We start from the raw sequence: 17,095 nt of genomic DNA, 5'->3' as shown, positions 1-17,095 counted from the left end.
AGAACGTGGCCGCGCCCGTGGCCGGTACCGGACGGCGAACACGGTGCGACGAGACACGGTGGAACGTGAGTGCCCCGGTTCTGAGCAGGGCGTTAATCGGATCGCCGAACGGGCTGCCCGTCTGCATAATCGAAGTGTGCTCGCGAACTACCGGCGGCTCTTCGCCGCCCCCCACGTCCTGTCCCTCCTCTCCTGGTCCCTCGCCGCCCGCTTCTACACGCCGGGCCTGATGATCGCGGTCACGTTCCTGGTCGAGGACTGGACGGACTCCTACACCCTGGCCGGGCTGGTCGCGGGTGCCTTCACGCTCGGCATGGCCCTGGTGGGTCCGCTGCGAGGGCGCATGGCGGACCGGGGCGGAACCGACCGGCTGGTGCTGGTGTGCGGACTGGTGTTCAGCGTGGGGCTGGTGGCGCTGGCCCTGCTGCCGGAGGGGCTGTGGTGGCTGTCGCTGCCGCTGGCGCTGGGGACGGGGCTGTTCGGCACGCCCGCCAACCAGATCGTGCGCGCTCTGTGGCCGCGTCTCACGCGCGGCCCCGAGAGACAGGCGATCTACGCGGCCGAGGCGACCACCCAAGAACTCCTCTTCATCTTCTCCCCGGTGCTCACCGCCGGTGTCGTGGCGATGGCGGGCCCCCGCCAGGCCCTGTTCCTCCTCGCGGCGCTGGGCGTCCTGGGCGCGGTGGGCTTCGCGTGGTCCCTGCGCCGGGCCGGGGCGACCGGCCCCGCCCCTGTCGAGGGCGGGGGCGCGGGTCACGCGGAGGAGGCCCGCCCCCGCCGGAGCCTGCTGTTCTATCCGGCCCTGTGCACGGTCTTCGCGATGTGCCTGCTCATGGTCTCCGGGGTCATCGGCATGGACCTGGTCATCGTGGCCTGGGCCAACGAACTCGACGCCCCGCAGTACGTGATGGTGATGGCCAGCGTGTGGGCACTGGGGTCGCTGGTGGGCGGTGTGGTCGCGGGGTCCCTGCGCGGGCGCCCCCGCCTGGCGCTGCGCAGCTTCGCGGCGGCCTTCGGGCTGGCGATCCTGATCCCGTTCGTGCCGCCGGTCACGCACCTGCCGAGCCCTCTCCTGATCACACCCCTGCTGTTCGTGTCCGGCCTGGCCCTCGCCCCCACCCTGGCTGCGGTGATGGGGCGCATCGGTGACACGGCGCCGTCCCACCGCAGGGCGGAGGCCTTCGGCTGGACGGCCACGGCGATGGGGACCGGAGGCGCGATCGCCGGGCCGCTCACCGGCGCGCTGATCGACTCCAACGGCATCGTCGGCGGTGTGGCCGGAGCGGCCGGCCTGGTCCTGGTGGCGGCGGTGCTGAGCCTGTTCCTGCCCAGGCCCGGCCCGGAGGCGGACGGCGGCCCCTCGGTGGAGGAGGTCGCCCCGGTCCTGGACGCGCCTCCGGTGCACGGCGCCGCCTCGGGCGCCGAGGCCGCGGTGTCCGCGTCCGAGGAGCCGCGCTGACCTCCCTCCACGCGGCGGAAGTCAGCCGTTCCAGCCGGGCGGGACCCGGTGGAACCAGGGCCTGGCCTGTTCGAGCTGCGCCGACAGCGCCAGCAGGGTGCCCTCGCCGCCCATGCGGCCGGTGAGCATGGAGCCGATCGGCAGACCGTCGGCGGACCAGTGCAGGGGGACGTTCACCGACGGCTGCCCCGAGACGTTGTACACGGACGTGAACGGTGTGAAACCGGTCATCCGCCGGAACTCCTCCTCCGGCCCGCCTCCGGAGAAATGGCCGACCGGGACCGGGGGCAGCGCCAGGGTGGGCGTGAGCACCGCGTCGTAGGGCTCGGTGGCGGCGACGAGGGAGCGGACACCGCGTTGGAGCCGGGCACAGGCCGCGATGTAGGCGGGGACCGGTGTGGACCTGGCGCGTTCGCGCAGCCAGCGGTTGAGGGGGCCGAGTTCGGCCTCCCGGTCGGGGGGCACCGGGGAGGCGGAGGCCATCGCGGCCCAGATCACCTGGAAGTCGTCGGTGAAGGTGCCGCCGAAGTGGGCGTCGCCGGGCTCCGGCACCTCCTCGACGTCGTGGCCGAGTTCCGCCAGGAGGCGGACCGCGCCCTCGTGGGCCCTCAGGACCTCCGGGTGGACGGGGATGCCCGCCGACCCGGTGGTGGCGTAGGCGCCGATGCGCAGGCGTCCGGGTTCCCGGTCCACGTGGTCGGTGAACGTCTCACCCGGGGCCGGTGGCGGTGCGGTGTAGTAGTCCCCGGGCCGCGAGAACGCCATGACGTCCAGGAGCAGGGCGGCGTCCCGGACGTCGCGGGTCAGGGGCCCGGCGGTGGAGAGGCCGACGAGGTCGGGCTTGAAAGGCGCCCCCGAGACGCGGCCGCGGGTGGGCTTGAGCCCGAAGAGCCCGCAGACGCCGGCGGGGATGCGGATGGAACCGCCGCCGTCGCTGCCCTGCGCGACCGGCGCCAGTCCGGCGGCGACGGCCGCGGCCGCACCGCCGCTGGAGCCTCCCGGCGAGAGGCGGGTGTCCCACGGGTTGCGGGAGGGGGCGGCGACGTCGTTCTCCGTGTAGCAGCTGGAGCCGAACTCGGGGGTGTTGGTCTTCCCCACCATCACGGTCCCCGCGCCGCGAAGGCGCGCGACCAGGTCGGAGTCGACCGGTGCGACGGTGTCGCGGTGGACGGCCGAGCCCTGTGTGAAGCGGATCCCGGCGACGGGGTCGAGGTCCTTGACGGGGACGGGGACCCCGAGGAGCGGCGGCAGGGTGTCCGGCGTGTCGCCCATCAGACGTTTTTCCGCGTACCGGGCCTGTTCGAGCGCCATTTCTGATGCGACCGTAATGTACGCGCCATAGCGGTGGTCGTACTGGTCGATCCGGCGCAGATAGTGCTCAGCGATCTCAGGAGGGGACACTTCACGACTGCGGACCATCGCCGCGAGCCGGTGCGCCGGAAGGTCGTGGATCTGGGTCATACCGACCCAGATTAGCGGGGAGGACACCGGGCACCACGAAGAAGGACCGCAGTTCTTCAGAGATAGCGACGAACCCCTGGACATTCCCCGACCCGACACATTCGACACCTGTCGACACCGAACCGTAAGGGAACAAAAGTGTGAGAAGTAATGCACTAGGACTCGGATATGGATCGAACTAACCTGTCCGACGTGGAATCGGCAACCAGAGTGAACGGCCAGAGCCAACCGTCCCAGGACTCCGGGAAGGAAGGACACGAAACCCTCTTCTTCCCCAACCAGCGCAAGAACAAGGGCCCCTCGGGCACCAGAGCCGTGTACGGCGCCCTCAAGGACAACCAGTCGACGCGCAAGTGGGTCGTCCGCGGGGGCAGCGCGGCCGTGGTCACCGCTCTCGTCGGCCTTGTCACGTCCGACTGGCGCCTCGGCGCCACACTGGGGATTTTCACCCTGGTCGGAACCATCGTGTACTACTCCCGCCGCGAGTCGGAGATCCCCCGCTGGCGCAAGCCCTCGGCCGTGCAGCGGCGCACCGAGGTCCAGCTCAAGGTCATGAAGCAGCTCGGCTACCGCGTGCTCCACGCACGCGCCGTGCCCGGCGGCAACGGCCAGATCGACCACTTCATCGTGGGTCGGCGCGGAGCGTTCGCGATCGACTCCGAGTCGTGGGACAAGCGCCTCCCGCTGCGCAACAAGCTGGAGAAGCTCTACCACGGCCGTTTCAGCAAGAACGAGCGCATCGACGAGGCACTGGAGGAGGCCAAGCGGGCGGAGGAGCTGATCAGCTCCGAGCTCGGGCGCGAGATCAAGGTGCGCGCGTCGCTGGCCATCTACGGCCCCGGAATGCCCTGGGACAGCCACCGGCTGCGCGGTGTGGACATCATCACCGGCACCAAGGTCCGCAAGTGGCTGCGCAGCGGCCGGGACCGGCTGACCGAGACCGAGATCGAGGAGATCTACCGAGCAGCGAAGAAGGCGCTGCCTCCCCGGTACTGAACGGGGCACCTCCCCCTCGGTGCCCCGACCCCTGTCGCCGTGCGGGCCCGGGACGGACCACGACGCCGTGGTACCCGGGCCTTTCGTGTGTCCGGCGACGCGCACGCGGGTCCGCCACCGTCTCGGGACCGCCCCGCCCCGGACGGCCCCACCGCGCCCTCGCACCGGGGACCCCACCAGGCCCGTCTCACCATCCGGAAGCCGCGTCTTCCACTCCGAGACCGAAGGCGCTCTCCAGGGGGGCTACCATCGAAGGGAAACACCCGTAACGATTGGGAGCCCGCCCCATGCCAGTCCTACGCTCACGCACGGTCACACACGGCAGGAACATGGCAGGCGCGCGCGCCCTCATGCGCGCGACCGGTGTAGAGCGCGAGGACTTCGGTAAGCCCATCGTGGCCGTGGCCAACAGCTTCACCGAGTTCGTCCCCGGCCACGTCCACCTGCGCGAGGTCGCGGACGTGGTCGCCCAGGCGATCCGCGGGGCGGGAGGCGTCCCCCGCGAGTTCAACTCCATCGCCGTGGACGACGGCATCGCCATGGGGCACAGCGGCATGCTGTACTCACTGCCGAGCCGCGAGCTGATCGCCGACTCCCTGGAGTACATGGTCAACGCCCACTGCGCCGACGCCCTGGTGTGCGTGTCCAACTGCGACAAGATCACCCCCGGCATGCTGCTGGCCGCGCTGCGCCTCAACATCCCGACGGTGTTCGTCTCCGGCGGCCCCATGGAGGCGGGCAAGGTCACCGTGGTCGACGGCACCGCCACGACCGTCCGCAAGCTCGACCTGATCAACCCCATGATCGCCGCCGCCGACGAGAGCGTCTCCCAGGCCGAACTCGACGAGATGGAGGAGGCCGCCTGCCCCACGTGCGGCTCCTGCTCCGGCATGTTCACCGCCAACTCGATGAACTGCCTCACCGAGGCGCTGGGCCTGGCCCTGCCCGGCAACGGCACGGTGCTCGCCACCCACACCGCGCGCCGCGCCCTGTACGAGGACGCCGGACGGCTGGTCGTGGAGGCCGCCAAGCGCTACTACGAGGACGACGACGACTCCGTCCTGCCCCTGTCCATCGCGACCCCGGCCGCCTTCGGCAACGCGATGGCCCTGGACGTGGCCATGGGCGGTTCCACCAACACGATCCTGCACCTGCTGGCCGCCGCCACCGAGGCCGACGTCGAGTTCGGCCTGCCCGAGATCGACGCGGTCTCCCGCCGGGTGCCGTGCCTGTGCAAGGTCGCGCCCAACACCGAGAAGTACCACATCGAGGACGTCCACCGGGCCGGCGGCATCCCCTCCATCCTGGGCGAACTCGCCCGCGGCGGACTGCTCGACACGTCCCTGCCCACGGTGCACGGCAAGACCGTCGGCGAGTTCATCGCCGACTGGGACATCACCTCCGACACCGTCCTGCCGAAGGCCGTGGAACTGTTCCACGCCGCCCCGGGAGGCAAGCGCACCACCAAGGCGTACTCCCAGGACACCCGGTGGGACACCCTGGACGCCGACCGTGAGAACGGCTGCATCCGCTCCGTCGAGCACGCCTACACCAAGGACGGCGGCCTGGCCGTGCTGTTCGGCAACCTCGCCCCCGACGGCGCGATCGTCAAGACGGCCGGCGTGGAGGAGGAACTGTGGACCTTCTCCGGCCCCGCCAAGGTGTTCGAGTCCCAGGAGGACGCCGTCGACGGCATCCTCAACAAGCGGATCGAGCCCGGTGACGTGGTGGTCATCCGTTACGAGGGCCCCAAGGGCGGTCCCGGTATGCAGGAGATGCTGTACCCGACGAGCTTCCTCAAGGGCCGCGGACTGGGCAAGGCCTGCGCGCTCATCACCGACGGCCGCTTCTCCGGCGGCACCTCGGGCCTGTCGATCGGCCACGCCTCCCCCGAGGCGGCGGCAGGCGGCGACATCGCCCTCGTCGAGAACGGCGACATCGTGACCATCGACATCCCGAACCGGGGTATCGCCCTGGAGGTCTCCGACGAGGAGCTCGAAGCCCGGCGCGAGCGTCTGCTCAAGGAGCTGGGCCGGTTCCGGCCGCGCGACCGCCAACGCCCCGTGACGGCCGCACTGCGCGCCTACGCGGCGATGGCCACCTCGGCCTCGACCGGCGCCGCGCGCGACGTGTCGCAGATCGAGCGGTAGGCACCGGAAGGCACAAGCCGAACGCAGGGGGCGGTCCTGTCGGGACCGCCCCCTGCGTGCGTGTGGAGCCGGCGGCGCGCCAGGTCCGGGGCGGAATGCGCCTCCCCGTACGGTGAGGCGGCCACCCCCGGCCGGTGCGGGCCCCGCGCGGACCCCGGGACTCAGGAACAGCAGCCGCCCCCGCAGCACCCCCCGCCGCCGGACGGCGCGGGGGCGGACGCGCGTCCGCCCACCGCCACGGTGGACAGCAGCCGCACGGTGTCGCCGTGCCCCTGCGGGCAGGACGCGGGGTCACCGGCCTCGGCCATCGGACGGGAGAGCTCGAAGGTGTCGCCGCACTCGCGGCAGCGGAAGTCGTATCTCGGCATGCCGTCAGAATACGGCCGCTCGCCGCCCCCGGGCATCGCATGCCCCGCCACCGGGTGGAGGGGTCCGCACGGCCGGGGGGGCGGCCGTGAGGGCCCGTCGGCACACGGCCGCCCCCCGGCCGCCCGTGAGGGCCGCGCCGAAGGGCGGGAGGGGTGTGGCGGGGACCGGGTGGGACGCCCGGGTCCAGCCCCGCCGAACCGCTGGAGCCTGTCCGCCGGTGCGTGTCCGGCCGGACGCTACGCCGCGAGGTGGGCCATGTACGGCTCCCACTGGGGGTCGCCGTGCAGATCACCGTTGATCAGCCGCCAGTGGGGACCCTTCGGCACCTTCGGGGTGATGTGCAGCTCCCAGCCGAGTTCGTCCAGGAACTTGTCCGCCTTGCGGTGGTTGCACGGTTTGCAGGCCGCGACCACGTTCTCCCACACGTGTGCACCGCCCCGGCTGCGCGGGATGACGTGGTCGATGGTCTCGGCCTTCTTCCCGCAGTAGCCGCACACGTGCCTGTCCCGCCGCATCAGTGCCACACGGGTGAGGGGCACCCTGCGGCTGTACGGGACGCTGATGTAGCGCCTGAGCCGGATGACCGACGGCACGTCGTAGGAACGTGTCGCCGAGTGCAGCACCGTCCCCGTGTCGTCCTGGTGGACGACCTCGGCCTTCTCCCGCAGCACGAGGAGGATCGCCCTGCGCAGGGGCAGTGTCGTCAGTGGTTCGAAGCTGGCGTTGAGCAGCAGCACATGGCGGCGGGCGGCCCCTGTGCCACCCTCCCTGCTGCTTCGGCCGCTCATCGCGCCGTCCCGGTCGTGGTGAACGACCGTGTCTCTTCCCCGGCCAGCCGTTCGGCCAGCCAGGAGACCTCCCTGTGCACCGATCCGAGGATCGGTGGTTCTGTACGCCTTGCCACACGGACCTCCCGGTGGTCCCGCCGAGTTGCGTCCCGCATTCAGTTTGCGTGTTCGGACCGCCCCGGCGCCACCCCAATTTACGCCGGGCCGCCCAGAAACCGCGTGTTGACGCTTTTCGTGGTCCTATTGTGCGCTCGACAAACCCCGTTTCAGCCTGGCGCCGCGCCGAACACTCAGAGGTTGATAGCGGTGGATAGAGTGCGAAGTATGCGTGAACTCCGCTACCCCCGGGCCGCACGGCTCGACGTCATTGAGAATCTGCACGGCCACGAGGTCGGCGACCCCTACAGGTGGTTGGAGGACGACGAATCCACCGCCACCAAGGAGTGGGCGGCGACGCAGGACGCCCTCTACGCCGAGGCCTCAGGGCAGTACAGGGCGCGCGACTGGTTCGCCGGCGAACTCCGGTCCCTCCTCGGCGCCGGAGCCGTCGGAGCCCCCGTCTGGCGCGGCGACCGCCATTTCTTCGCCCGCCGCACCGCCGACCAGGAGCACGCGGTGCTCTGCGTCCGTGACGGCGACGGACCCGAGCGCGTCCTGGTCGACCCCGGCGCGCTCGACCCCGGGGGACTGACCACCCTGGACGCCTGGAAGCCCGGCCCCGACGGGCGCCTGCTCGCCTACCAGCTCTCCGAGGGCGGCGACGAGGAGTCCGTCCTGCGGATCGTGGACGTCGACAGCGGCGACCTGGTGGACGGCCCTGTCGAGCGGGCCCGCTACAGCCCGATCGCGTGGCTGCCGGACTCCTCCGCCTTCTACTACGTGCGGCGGCTGCCCCGGGAGGAGGTCCCCGAAGGGGAGGAGGGCTACCACCGGCGCGTCTACCTGCACCGGGTGGGGAGGCCCGTCGAGGAGGACGTCCTGATCTTCGGCGCCGACCGCGACAAGACGGAGTACTACAGCCCCTCCGTGAGCCGGGACGGCCGCTGGCTGATCATGCGCGCGGTCCGGGGCACCTCCGCGGCCACCGACATGTGGATCGCGGACCTGTCCGACGGCGACCTGGAACGGCCGTGCCTGGTACCCGTCCAGGAGGGCGTCGACGCCGAAGTGGACGCCCACGTGGGCCGGGACGGGCTCCTGTACCTGTACACGGACCGGGACGCGCCGCGCGGACGCCTGTGCGTGACCGACCCGGCCGCCCCCGGGTACGAGAACTGGACCACCCTGGTTCCCGAGGAACCGGAGGCGGTACTGGAGGACTACGCCGTCCTGGACGGCCCCGCCCTCGAACGGCCGGAGCTGCTGGTCTCCCACAGCCGTCACGCCATCAGCGAGGTCACCCAGCGCGACCTGCTCACCGGTGAACTCCTGGGCACCGTGGACATGCCCGGGCTGGGCACCGTCGGCGGGCTCTCCGAACGCCCCGAGGGGGGCCACGAGGCGTGGTTCGGCTACACCGACAACACCCACCCCTCCTCGGTGTACCGCTACGACGCGCTCACCGGCCGGGTGTCCGTGTGGGCCGACGCCCCGGGGAGCATCGACCTTCCGGACGTGAACGTCGAACAGGTCACCTACACCTCCGGGGACGGGACCCCCGTCCGCATGCTGGTGGTGTCCCCCGCGGCCCCCGCCGAGGGCCCCCGGCCCACGATCCTCTACGGGTACGGCGGTTTCCGGATCTCCCTCACCCCCGCCTACTCCGCGGTCGCCCTGGCCTGGGTCCGCGCGGGCGGCGTGTACGCCGTCGCCAACCTGCGCGGAGGACTGGAGGAGGGCGAGGAGTGGCACCGCTCGGGGATGCTGGCCCACAAGCAGAACGTCTTCGACGACTGCGCCGCCGCGGCCGAGCACCTGGTCGCCACCGGGGTCACCGACCCCGGCCGCCTGTCCGTCATGGGCGGCAGCAACGGCGGCCTCCTGGTGGGCGCCATGGTCACCCAGCGCCCGGACCTGTTCACGGCCGCGGTCTGCTCCGCCCCGCTCCTGGACATGGTCCGCTACGAGAGGTTCGGCCTGGGCCAGCTGTGGAGCGTCGAGTACGGAAGCGCGGACGACCCCGAACAGCTCGGGTGGCTGCTGGGCTACTCGCCCTACCACAACGTCCGTGAGGGTATCCGCTATCCGGCGACCCTGTTCACCGTGTTCGACAACGACACGCGCGTGGACCCCCTGCACGCGCGCAAACTGTGCGCGGCGATGCAGGAGGCCACGTCCGGCCCGGTGGAGGAGCGGCCGGTCCTGCTGCGCAGGGAGGCCGAGGTGGGCCACAGCGCGCGGTCGGTCAGCCGCAGTGTGTCACTCAACTCCGAGCAGCTGGCCTTCCTCGCCCACCACCTGGGGCTCTTCGCGGAGTGACGTCCTCTCCCCCGGCCCCGGGAGAGCAACGACACAGGAATCGGGCACGTGGGAAGGGGGACTCCCCCCGGGGGGCGTTGAGACAATCGGAGAGTCGTACGCCCCCCGGGGAGAGCAGCAGGAGAGGACCCAGCCGTGACACAGATCGACGCCGGAGCCGTCGGCACCGAGTCGGCCCCCGCGCGGCACGTGCACCTCGCACAGGTCCGCTACGCCGACCTCGACCCCCAGCACCACGTGAACAACGTCCGGATGCTCACCTACCTGGAGGACGCCCGGGTCTCGTTCCTGCGCTACGGCGGCGCCGTCGAGGGGGACCAGATCTTCGGGGCCATGGTGGTGGCCCGCCAGGAAGCGGACTACGTGGCGCCGCTGCTCCCCCGGACCGATCCGGTGCGCGTGGAACTGTGGGTGACCGAGGTGCGCAACGCCAGTTTCACCCTCGCCTACGAGATCCTCGACGACGACCGCGTGTACCTGCGGGCTCGGACCGTGCTGGTGGGGTTCGACGTGGCCACGCAGAGCGCCCGGCGGCTCGACGCCACCGAGCGCGCCTTCCTCGCCGCCTACGCGTAGCCTCCGGCCGCGGTTCCGCGGGGAGGGGTTCCCGCGGACGCCGCCCCCTCACGCGGTCGAGCGCGCAACCCCGCTCCCGGGGCCTCTGGCGATGCGGTACAGCACGCTCAGCCCCTCGGGCGCGGTCGGGTCGTCGAAGTCGGCCGCCGGGTCCCGGGACATACCGATCCTGTGCATGACCGCCTGCGAACGGAGATTGGCGGCCGTGGTCACGGCGAGGACCTCGGGAAGCGCGAGAGTGTCGAAGCCGTGGTCCAGGACAGCCAGCGCGGCCTCGGTGGCGTAACCCCGGCCCCACGCGGACCGGGCGAGCCTCCAGCCGATCTCCACCCCGGTGAACGGCATGCCGTCCTCCACCTGGTCCAGGCCCGCGAAACCGACGAAGTCGCCCGTGGCCCGCACCTCGACCGCCCACCATCCGTGGCCCCGCCGGTCGAAGTCGGCCTCGAACCGGGCCACCGAGGCATCGCTCTGCTCACGGGTCAGCAGGGCTCCCAGGTGCTCCCTCACCTCGGGGTCGGCGTTCATGGCCGCCCAGGGTTCGAGGTCGCGATCGTGCCACCGCCGGAGGATGAGGCGATCAGTACGCAGTTCGGCCATGTCGACCAACCGGCGGGGGTTCTGACCTCATGGTGATTCCTTCTTCGGTTCGTCTCCGCCACGCGGTGGGACCGTACGGGGCACTCCCTGGGGGACGGGGCGGCCGACGGTCCCGTGCGGCCACAGCACCGACGGGGGGTTCCCGGCCCGCGCGCCCCGGGGACCCCCTACTTCAGGGAGATGGTGACGGCCTCACCGTCGTCGCCCTCGTCGTCGGAGGCCACCGACACGCGTGTCGGGTTGGGGACCTCCGGGGGCACGGCGTCCTCCTGGACGTTGACCATGCTGTGCGCGGCCATGACCATGTACTCCCACAGCTGGCGCTCCAGCACCTCGTGCAGGTCGAGGGAGTCGACGGCGGCGCGCATGTGCTTGAGCCACAGGTCGCGCTCGGCCGCGCCGATGCGGAAGGGGACGTGCCGCATCCGCAGCCGGGGGTGGCCGCGCTGCTCGTTGTAGGTGCGTGGGCCGCCCCAGTACTGGATGAGGAACAGGCGCAGGCGCTCCTCGGCCGGGCCCAGGTCCTCCTCCGGGTACATCGGGCGCAGTACCGGATCGTCGGCCACACCCTCGTAGAAGCGGCGGACCAGGCGGGTGAAGGTCTCCTCACCGCCCACGGCCTCGTAGAACGTCATTCGCACGGGCTGCTCGCCCATGCTCTGCTGGTCATCACGCGCGGAAGTCATCGCGTCCAGGGTACGCGACGTTCCCGGGAACCCTTCTGGGGCCGGGCCCCGGGAACATCCGAGCGTGCGGTCCCGTGTCCCCGGGGACGACCGCGGGGGCACCGGTGATCCGGTGCCCCCGCGTGTGCGCTCGGACGGAGTGGGGCCGGGGAGCGCTTCCCAAAGGCCCTCGGGTCGGCCGACGGCCCTCTCTCGCACGCGGGCGTGCGACGTTCGGCCCGGTGGTGCCCCGCCCGCGCGAAGACGCGGCGAGAGGAAGCCTGTACGACCTAGGCCGTGTTCCGCGGATCATTCCGGGCTCGCAACCGCCAGGCTGCCTCTCGCTGCGCCGACCACGCTTGGACAGCCAGACCCGGGCTGACCTGCGCTACTCGTCTTGCGAGAGATTGCCTGGAGGCCGCTCGCGGCGATCGGCGCAAGCGCCGAATCAACCGAAAGCATCCACGGAACACGACCTAGTCGCGGGTGAGCTTGCGGTGGGTCACCGCGTGCGGACGCGCGGCGTCCGCGCCCAGGCGCTCGATCTTGTTCTTCTCGTAGGAGTCGAAGTTGCCCTCGAACCAGAACCAGTTGGCGTCGCCCTCCCACGCGAGGATGTGCGTGGCGACGCGGTCGAGGAACCAGCGGTCGTGGGAGGTGATGACGGCACAGCCGGGGAAGTCCAGCAGCGCGTTCTCCAGGGAGCCGAGGGTCTCCACGTCCAGGTCGTTCGTGGGCTCGTCCAGGAGCAGCAGGTTGCCGCCCTGCTTCAGGGTGAGCGCCAGGTTGACGCGGTTGCGCTCGCCTCCGGAGAGCACCCCGGACTGCTTCTGCTGGTCGGAGCCCTTGAAACCGAACGCGGCCACATAGGCGCGGCTCGGGATCTCCACCTTGCCGACCGTGATGAACGACTCGCCGTCGGAGATCGACTCCCAGACGTTCTTGCTGTTGTCGATGCGGCCCCGGTACTGGTCGACGTAGGAGATCTCGACGGTGTCGCCGACGGTGATCTTGCCCTGGTCGGGGGTCTCCTCGCCGACGATCATCTTGAACAGTGTCGTCTTGCCGACGCCGTTGGGGCCGATGACACCGACGATGCCGTTGGGCGGCAGAGAGAAGCTGAGGTTCTCGATGAGCACGCGGTCGTCGAAGCCCTTGGTGAGGTTCTTGACCTCGACCACGGTGTTGCCCAGGCGCGGACCCGGCGGGATCTGGATCTCCTCGAAGTCCAGCTTGCGGGTCTTGTCCGCCTCCGCGGCCATCTCCTCGTAGCGGGCCAGACGGGACTTGCTCTTGGTCTGGCGCGCCTTGGCGTTGGACCGGACCCACTCCAGCTCGTCCTTGAGGCGCTTGGCCTTCTTGACGTCCTTTTGCCCCTCGACCTTCAGGCGGGCCTGCTTGGTCTCCAGGTAGGTGGAGTAGTTGCCCTCGTAGGGGTAGAACTGGCCGCGGTCCAGCTCCAGGATCCACGTGGCGACGTGGTCGAGGAAGTACCGGTCGTGTGTGATCGCGATGACGGTGCCGGGGTACTTGGCCAGGTGCTGCTCCAACCAGTTCACGCTCTCGGCGTCGAGGTGGTTGGTGGGCTCGTCGAGCAGGAGGAGGTCGGGCTGTTCGAGGAGGAGCTTGCACAGGGCGACCCGGCGCTTCTCACCACCCGAGAGCTGGGTGACGGAGGCGTTCCCGGGCGGGCAGCGCAGGGCGTCCATCGCCTGCTCCAGCTGGCTGTCCAGGTCCCAGGCGTTGCGGTGGTCGAGCTGCTCCTGGAGCTTGCCCATCTCTTCGAGCAGCTCGTCGGAGTAGTCCGTCGCCATCTGCTCGGCGATCTCGTTGAAGCGGGTCAGCATCGCCTTGGTCTCGGCGACGCCGTCCTCGACGTTCTCCAGGACCGTCTTGTCCGCATCGAGCTGGGGCTCCTGTGCGAGCAGCCCGACGCTGAACCCGGGCATGAGCCGCGCCTCGCCGTTGGACGGCTGTTCGATGCCGGCCATGATCTTCAGAAGCGTCGACTTACCCGAACCGTTGGGGCCCACGACGCCGATCTTGGCTCCGGGTAGGAACGACCCCGAAACGTTGTCAAGGACGACCTTGTCGCCGTGCGCTTTGCGCACGTTGTTCATGGTGAAAATGTACTCCGGCATGCCTCCAAGCCTAGGGCGTCGCGGCCCATGCCCCCGCCATCGGTGGGCACACGGGGCACGGCCGGGGACGGACCGGAACGCTCGCCGGGCCCGGCCTCCCTCTGGGGCGCTTCTCCCCGCGCCCCGCCCCCGGCCGCACCGCCGCGGGGTCGCCCGGGCGACCCCGCGTCCCGAGCCGTGCGGAAACAGCCCGGCGCCGGGGCCGGTCAGCCCTCCGGCGGGCCCGCCCCCCTCATCAGCCAGCGGGGGGTGAACTCCCGCCAGCGCTCCACCGGGAGCCCCCAGGCGAGCGCACGGCTCATCAACACGGCCATGGAGTAGCCGGGATCGGCTGTCAGGGCGACGTCCAGCGCGGCCGCCGCGAGTGCCTCGTCCCCGCGCTGCCAGGCGGCGACCGCCAGGAGTGAGGCCGGGGCCGCCCGCTGGTCCGCCGGAAGGTGACGGGTGACCCGGCTCCACAGCACCTGGTGGACGGGCGCGGCCTCGGCGGTGATCCTCGCCCACACCTCGTCCCGCACCCTGGTCTCGGTCAGGTACACGCCCAGCCAGGCCAACTCGTCCGGGTCGGTGACCGCCTCACCCGTCCGCTCGGACCGGACCGCCGCCAGGACCGCGGGAAGCCCCCGGTCGGTGAGCACGCCACCCGCCCCCCGGGTCGACAGCTCGCGCGCGCGGGCCACCGCGCGGTCCGCGGCGGCGTCCATCGCTGCCCGTTCCTGCCCGTCGACGGGGGTGAGGAGCGCACGGACCCGGGCGATGTCGGCCATGGTCGCGTGGAACGGCGGTGCCGGGACGATCCCGTGCAGGACCGCGCTCGCGGGGACCGTGGAACCGTCGACGTTGACCCGTGTGCCCTCGGCCGGACAGCACCCGGCCGAGGCGCAGGTGTAGGACCAGTACCGGCCGCCGGTGACCCGGAGGGCGTCGACGACGGTGAGGCCCCGCGTCCGGGCCGCGGTCAGGAGTGTGTCCACGTAGGGGGTGACCCGTTCGGGCGGCCCGTACGCGACGACGGCCAGCGCCGTGCACCCCTCGGCGAGGGCCGCACCGACGGGCACCGCGGCGCGCCGCATCGGGTCGGGGGCGGCGTCCATCCTGTCGAGGTCGCCGCAGAACACGGAGTGCACGCCCCGTCCCCGGATGGCGAGGACCACGACCCCGGGGTCGGGTGGCTCACCCACCAGGTACGGCAGGGTGGCGATGATGTCGGTCGGGTTGGTCAGCGTGAGGGTGCCGGAGGAGGAGGCGTCGCCCGGCACCTCGCCGTCGGGCGGGCGGGGCCGGGGCGCCGGGTCCTTGGCCCCGGAACCGCCACGGAGGGCTCCGGAGGGGGCCGGAGCACCGGTGTGCCCCGCCTGGTCCGGCTGGTACCGGGGGCGGGGGGAGTCCGGAGGGTTGTGGGGGTCGCGGGGGTGCGGCTGGTCAGAGTGCATATATTCACGGTGCGTGATCAACCGGTGCCGGACAAGGGGTTCCTCGGCCCTGTGGACAACCCCGCGGTTGCGTGGGACGGCGGCTCAGTTGACTTCTCTGGGGTCCGTGGGTTCTGCGGGTCCGCTGGGGTCCAGCAGCTCCGCTTCCCGGGGGCCGGGGATCGTGCCGCCGACCCCGGGCCGCCCGGCGGGCAGGCACACGCGGTTGCGGCCGGTCTCCTTGGCCCGGTAGAGCGCGAGGTCGGCTGCGGTGAGCAGTTCGACCAGGTCGTTTCCGTGGTCGCCGATGACGGCGACCCCGATCGAGATGGTGATGTGCACCGGAACGTCGTCGACCGCGATGCCCATGGATCCGACCTGCGAGCGCAGCCGTTCGGCGGCGCGCCAGGCCTCGGTGGTGTCGGAACCTGGCAGCAGCACCACGAACTCCTCGCCGCCGAACCGCCCGAGCAGGTCCGACTGGCGCAACTGCTGGCCGATGGTCGTGGCCACCCCGAGGAGCACCTGGTCCCCGAACAGGTGTCCGTGGCTGTCGTTGACCCGTTTGAAGTGGTCGATGTCGACGATGAGCACCGCGGCGCGGCCCCGCGAGGAACGCGCCCTGGCGATCTCGACCGACGCCTCCTGCTCCCAGGTGGGAGCGTTGAGGAGCCCGGTCTTGGGGTCGGTGCGCGCGGCCATCTGCAGCTGCTGGTAGAGGAGGCTCCGCTGGAGGAGGAGGACCGGGGGCACGGCGATGACCAGGAGGAAGAGGGACAGCTGGGCGAGGATGGCGACCGTGACGCCGACACATAGTTCGACGGCGTCCACGATGAGCGCCTCACGGTCCCACATGGGGCGCAGGCTGTTCCCCGGACCACTGCTGATCCGCGCTGCCAGCGCGACGAGAAGGGTGTTGAGGACGGTGAACCCGGCGCAGCACAGCACCGCCACGAGGACACCGGGCCCGGTGGTGAGGGGCTCACCGGATTCGGGGGAACCGCCCAGCCCGCCGACCAGGCCGCCTCCCCACACGCCGTGCCACACCACCGACACCAGGAACCCCGACAGCCCCACCGAGGTCGCGTTGAAGACCCGGCGGTGTACCAGGGTGCGCCTCGTGCGCTGCTGGACCATCAGGTACACGGGAATCGGGATGAGCAGGGAGTACACGGGCGGGAGCAGGAGTACGACCGGGAACCACCAGGCCCCCAGCAGGTCCCGGTTGAACCCGGCCGGCGTGGGCGTGCCCAGCCGCCGGCTACCCTCCACCGAGATCGCCGCGCCGGCGACCAGCGCGGTGAAGGTGACCAGGTCCTTCAGTGAGAACACGGTCAAGGCGAACGCCACGCCGAACAGGAACAGCGCAGCGACCAGGAGCAGGCACATGTAGACGATCAGGCCCTGTGGCTCCTGCAGGACCGGCCACGACGACCGGCCCCCGGGGGCACGGCCGACCGGTGCCGCCGGTTTCTCCGAAATGCTCACGGCTCCCTCCTCCCTTCTGTGTCACGCTCTGCCATTCATCCCCCACACCCGACTCTGATGGGTCCGCTGCCTCCTGCGGTTCTCCGTTCGACGGGTCGAATTCGCCCCGCGTTCCCCCACCATGCCACTCGGTGACGACGGCCGGGTAGCGAAATGCGCGGAGACCGCGCACCAGGCGGGTCCCACTCGACACCCCAACACTTTACATCACTTTGGGTAATAACTTAATCGCTTATTGTATTGAAAGCTGCGCGAGCTTGCCCTCCGGGGTCACGGAGACACCCAGGGGGGTTGGTCGCGCACCGGTTCTGGGGCATTCTTCTGTAGGGCGCGGCGTCAGCCGCTCCGGTTCGGACCACCGACCTCCCGGGGGCCCGTCCGGTTCGGCCCCGGCAGCACTGACACGAAGGAGCACTCACATGGCGATCAACGGCGCGAGCTGGGTCTGACACCCATGCCTGTGCAACACACCCGGGGGGGGGGGGGGGGGTTGCGGCCGGCCCCCGGGGCCCCGGGGGGGGGGCGGGGGCGGGGGGGGGGCGGAAGGCGGGCCCCGTGGCAGGCGGCCGGGG

The 17,095-nt window shown here is 71.3% G+C and carries 13 protein-coding genes; 5 read left to right on the top strand and 8 right to left on the bottom strand.

The window, feature by feature from the left end; genetic code table 11:
• Positions 1 to 136: 136 nt before the first annotated feature.
• The gene (locus ACFWTE_RS19720; RefSeq protein ID WP_378781037.1) at positions 137 to 1,459 is read left to right on the top strand and encodes an MFS transporter; all 1,323 of its coding nucleotides are present in this window, start codon (positions 137 to 139) and stop codon (positions 1,457 to 1,459) included.
• A gap of 21 nt (positions 1,460 to 1,480) precedes the next feature.
• On the opposite strand, the gene ACFWTE_RS19715 is transcribed toward ACFWTE_RS19720, so the two are convergent.
• A complete protein-coding gene (locus tag ACFWTE_RS19715) occupies positions 1,481 to 2,920 on the bottom strand; it encodes an amidase (RefSeq protein ID WP_378781035.1) in 1,440 nt (479 codons plus the stop codon).
• Positions 2,921 to 3,088: 168 nt separating this feature from the next.
• Between ACFWTE_RS19715 and ACFWTE_RS19710 the strand changes: the two genes are divergently transcribed.
• A complete protein-coding gene (locus tag ACFWTE_RS19710; RefSeq protein WP_378781034.1) occupies positions 3,089 to 3,916 on the top strand; it encodes a nuclease-related domain-containing protein in 828 nt (275 codons plus the stop codon).
• Between the two features lie 287 nt (positions 3,917 to 4,203).
• Positions 4,204 to 6,066: a dihydroxy-acid dehydratase gene (ilvD, locus tag ACFWTE_RS19705; protein ID WP_378781033.1), complete on the top strand. Its 1,863-nt coding sequence runs from the start codon at positions 4,204 to 4,206 to the stop codon at positions 6,064 to 6,066.
• Positions 6,067 to 6,227: 161 nt separating this feature from the next.
• On the opposite strand, the gene ACFWTE_RS19700 is transcribed toward ilvD, so the two are convergent.
• Positions 6,228 to 6,434, bottom strand: coding sequence for a zinc ribbon domain-containing protein (locus ACFWTE_RS19700; RefSeq protein WP_330092668.1), 207 nt, complete (start codon positions 6,432 to 6,434; stop codon positions 6,228 to 6,230).
• 237 nt (positions 6,435 to 6,671) lie between these two features.
• A complete protein-coding gene (locus tag ACFWTE_RS19695) occupies positions 6,672 to 7,172 on the bottom strand; it encodes an HNH endonuclease (RefSeq protein WP_267950275.1) in 501 nt (166 codons plus the stop codon).
• Positions 7,173 to 7,547: 375 nt separating this feature from the next.
• On the opposite strand from ACFWTE_RS19695, the gene ACFWTE_RS19690 reads away from it, so the two are divergent.
• Both ACFWTE_RS19690 and ACFWTE_RS19685 read left to right on the top strand, forming a co-directional pair.
• On the top strand, positions 7,548 to 9,641 hold the full coding sequence (locus tag ACFWTE_RS19690) for a prolyl oligopeptidase family protein (protein WP_378781031.1): 2,094 nt from the start codon (positions 7,548 to 7,550) through the stop codon (positions 9,639 to 9,641).
• 135 nt (positions 9,642 to 9,776) lie between these two features.
• Positions 9,777 to 10,217 (top strand): acyl-CoA thioesterase, encoded by a 441-nt coding sequence (locus ACFWTE_RS19685; protein WP_378781030.1) that lies wholly within the window; start codon positions 9,777 to 9,779, stop codon positions 10,215 to 10,217.
• 48 nt (positions 10,218 to 10,265) lie between these two features.
• On the opposite strand, the gene ACFWTE_RS19680 is transcribed toward ACFWTE_RS19685, so the two are convergent.
• From ACFWTE_RS19680 to ACFWTE_RS19660, 5 genes are all read right to left on the bottom strand, one after another.
• A complete protein-coding gene (locus tag ACFWTE_RS19680; protein ID WP_378781029.1) occupies positions 10,266 to 10,817 on the bottom strand; it encodes a GNAT family N-acetyltransferase in 552 nt (183 codons plus the stop codon).
• A gap of 167 nt (positions 10,818 to 10,984) precedes the next feature.
• Positions 10,985 to 11,503, bottom strand: a complete 519-nt coding sequence (locus ACFWTE_RS19675; RefSeq protein ID WP_378781026.1) for a globin — start codon at positions 11,501 to 11,503, stop codon at positions 10,985 to 10,987.
• 455 nt (positions 11,504 to 11,958) lie between these two features.
• Positions 11,959 to 13,623, bottom strand: a complete 1,665-nt coding sequence (gene ettA, locus ACFWTE_RS19670; protein WP_378781025.1) for an energy-dependent translational throttle protein EttA — start codon at positions 13,621 to 13,623, stop codon at positions 11,959 to 11,961.
• 206 nt (positions 13,624 to 13,829) lie between these two features.
• On the bottom strand, positions 13,830 to 15,056 hold the full coding sequence (locus ACFWTE_RS19665) for a DUF4192 domain-containing protein (RefSeq protein ID WP_378781024.1): 1,227 nt from the start codon (positions 15,054 to 15,056) through the stop codon (positions 13,830 to 13,832).
• 84 nt (positions 15,057 to 15,140) lie between these two features.
• The gene (locus ACFWTE_RS19660; protein ID WP_378781023.1) at positions 15,141 to 16,523 is read right to left on the bottom strand and encodes a GGDEF domain-containing protein; all 1,383 of its coding nucleotides are present in this window, start codon (positions 16,521 to 16,523) and stop codon (positions 15,141 to 15,143) included.
• Between the last annotated feature and the right edge of the window lie 572 nt (positions 16,524 to 17,095).

This window comes from Nocardiopsis sp. NPDC058631, assembly GCF_042716955.1.
GTDB lineage: Bacteria > Actinomycetota > Actinomycetes > Streptosporangiales > Streptosporangiaceae > Nocardiopsis.
The sequence above is the reverse complement of the archived record's forward strand: the minus strand, read 5'-3'. Positions and strand labels throughout refer to the sequence as shown.